Here is a 2,723-nt window from a genome sequence, read left to right as displayed (position 1 = left end):
GCTCCAGGCGCGAGATGAACTCATCCGCTTGCGCAGCGGCCGCGGCGGCACAGACTTCCTCGCGAGAGGCGTCCGGGCGGCCGAAGGCGATGTTATCATGGATCGTGGCGGCAAAGATCGTCGTATCCTGAGGCACGATGGCAATTCGTTCGCGCAAGGCATCCGGCAGCACGTCGCGGGCATCGATGCCATCCAGGGCGACGCGACCCTTCTGCGGATCGTAGAAGCGCAGCAGCAGCGAAAAGATGGTGCTCTTCCCGGCACCCGACGCGCCCACGATTGCGACCGTTTCCCCCGGAGTTACGGAGAAGGAGAGCCCATGCAGCGCCGATCTGTTCGGTCGCGACGGGTAGGAGAAGTGGACATCGGAGAATTCCACACGGCCCTGCGGCGGTTGCGGCAAGGGCAGCGGATTGGCCGGTGCGGCGATCGGCGATACCTCGGCAAGCAGCTCGCCGAGGCGGTCGGCAGCCCCCGCTGCTTGGGACAGCTCGCCCCAGACTTCCGACAGCGAGCCGAGCGAGGAGCCGGCGATGACGGAATAGAGCAGGAACTGGCCGAGTGTGCCGGCGGACATGGTGCCGGCGAGAACGTTCTGCGCGCCGACCCAGAGAACCGCGACGATGCTGCCGAAGACCATGGCAATGGCGAAGCCCGTCAGCAGCGAGCGGGATTTGATCGCCGCGCGTGCCGCCTGATAGGCATCCTCGACGGCACTGCCGTAACGCCGCGCGGCTGCGTTCTCGCCGTTATAGGCCTGAATGGTGCGGTTGGCCGCGATGGTCTCGTTGGCATAGGCCGACGCTTGCGCCAGCGTCTCCTGCGCGGCCCGCGAACGCTTGCGCACGGAACGTCCGAAACTGACAAGCGGCAGGACAATGACCGGAATGGCGACCAGCACGATGCTCGACAGCTTCGGGCTGGTGACGATCATCATGATCACGGCGCCGAGACAGAGGATGAGGTTGCGCAGCGCGACGGACGCGGTGGCGCCGACCGCGGACTTGATCTGAGTCGTGTCGGCCGTCAGCCGTGAGACGATCTCGCCTGATTGATTGACGTCGAAGAAGGAGGGCGACAGCCGCGTGACATGGTCGAAGACTTCGCGGCGCATGTCGGAGACGATGCGCTCGCCGATGGAGATGACGAAATAGTAGCGCAGTGCGCTCGCAGCGGCGAGCAGCAGGGCCATGATCATGATCGCGACGAAATAGCTGTCGATCAGCCCACGGTCGGCCTGATCGAAGCCGTGATCGATCATGCGGCGCACGGCGACCGGCAGCGCGAGCGAGGTGACGGCGGCAGCGACGAGCGAAACAATCGCCCCGGCCACCATGCCTCGATATCGCCGGAGGTAGGGTGCCAGTCGTCCGAGAGGGCGGATTGATCGGTTTTTCTTTTCCTCAGCCTGGCCAGTCTCTGACAAGTCGTCTCCAATCCCCATATCAGCAAGGGACTCGACGTTTCGCCCCTTGTTATCGCCGCTGCCTTCATGTATAGGCACGCCATCTTAATTGGAAGCCGTGGCCTTTAACGGACTGCGGCTTCATTTATTCAATCGGTTCGGTTGCCGCAATGGCTTGCGACAAATGGACCCTGGCATGACAGGAAGATTGTTATGAAGGCCAACATTCATCCCGACTACCACACGATCAAGGTAGTCATGACCGACGGCACCGAATATGAAACCCGCTCGACCTGGGGTTCTGAAGGCGCTGTCATGAACCTCGAAATCGACTCCAAGTCCCATCCGGCTTGGACCGGCGGCAACCAGCAGATGATGGACCGTGCCGGCCGCGTTTCGAAGTTCAACAAGCGCTTCGGCGGTCTCGGCATCTAATCGCATTGCGATCTGCCGCATGAAAAGAGCCCGGTTTTGCCGGGCTTTTTGCGCTGATACTGAGCCTCGGGCCTTATCGCACGCGCCGCAGATAATCGGCACGATCGAACGGGTTTGCGCCTGCGCGTTCCCGCACATGCTGGGGATCCGATAACGGTGCATAATGATCGAAGGCGTGATCCAGGACGCCGGCACCTCCCGACAACCCCGGCAATTGCCTTTGGATGATCTGGATCATCGATGATGCGACCGTGCCTTCCAGCCGGGCCAATCCCTCGTCGATCAGCGATTTTGTCATCGACGCGCCGGATTTCGCGAGCAGGCTGTATAGACCAGCCAACGCCATTGCCGGTATCTCGATGTAAAAATGCTCGATGGGCTCGCAGAGGATCGTCTGTGCAGATGAAAGCGCGGATGCGAGCACCAGCGGCGTCAGCTTGCGGAAGTCCACCGCCGTGCTTGCCGGCGAACTTTGCCGCGCCGCTGTCATGGCGACATGGCTGTCGACGATCTGCCAGCCGAAAAGGCCTTCCTTGAGCGTTTCGAACGTGGCCTCCTCGACCGCCCGGTAAAAGCTTGCCGGCATCTGGCCGACATCCACTTCCAGAGCAAAGCTGTTGCCGCTGCCTTCCGGCCGCGGCTCGACGCGCAAACCGATCGTTGCGAGAAACGGATTTGGCTCCTTGAATATCCACTCAACTGCGCTTCCCGTTCCGGCCAGTTTCTCGACATAGATGACGGTGGTTTCCTCAAAGGCGATGTCCAGGCCGAACTCGGTCGAGAGAGTTGTGTGTATGACCTCTTTTTGCACTTCGCCATAGAGCGAGACATATATGTCGCCCGTCTCCTCATTGGCACGCAGGTTGATGAGCGGGTCCTGCTC

2 protein-coding genes and 1 pseudogene are annotated in these 2,723 nt (G+C 61.5%); 1 reads left to right on the top strand and 2 read right to left on the bottom strand.

What is annotated here, in order from left to right; translation table 11 throughout:
- Window positions 1-1,444 (bottom strand): ABC transporter transmembrane domain-containing protein (locus tag Q4Q11_RS31420; RefSeq protein WP_498571933.1); only part of this gene is annotated, 1,444 nt, incomplete at its 3' end.
- Between the two features lie 174 nt (window positions 1,445-1,618).
- Between Q4Q11_RS31420 and rpmE the strand changes: the two genes are divergently transcribed.
- Window positions 1,619-1,840: a 50S ribosomal protein L31 gene (gene rpmE, locus Q4Q11_RS31415; protein ID WP_034503571.1), complete on the top strand. Its 222-nt coding sequence runs from the start codon at window positions 1,619-1,621 to the stop codon at window positions 1,838-1,840.
- Between the two features lie 73 nt (window positions 1,841-1,913).
- On the opposite strand, the pseudogene Q4Q11_RS31410 reads toward rpmE, so the two are convergent.
- Window positions 1,914-2,723, bottom strand: a pseudogene (locus Q4Q11_RS31410) (GTP-binding protein); the annotation flags it as partial.

This window comes from Rhizobium sp. UFLA01-1127 (assembly GCF_059803845.1).
This window is presented reverse-complemented; position numbering and strand designations above follow the sequence as displayed.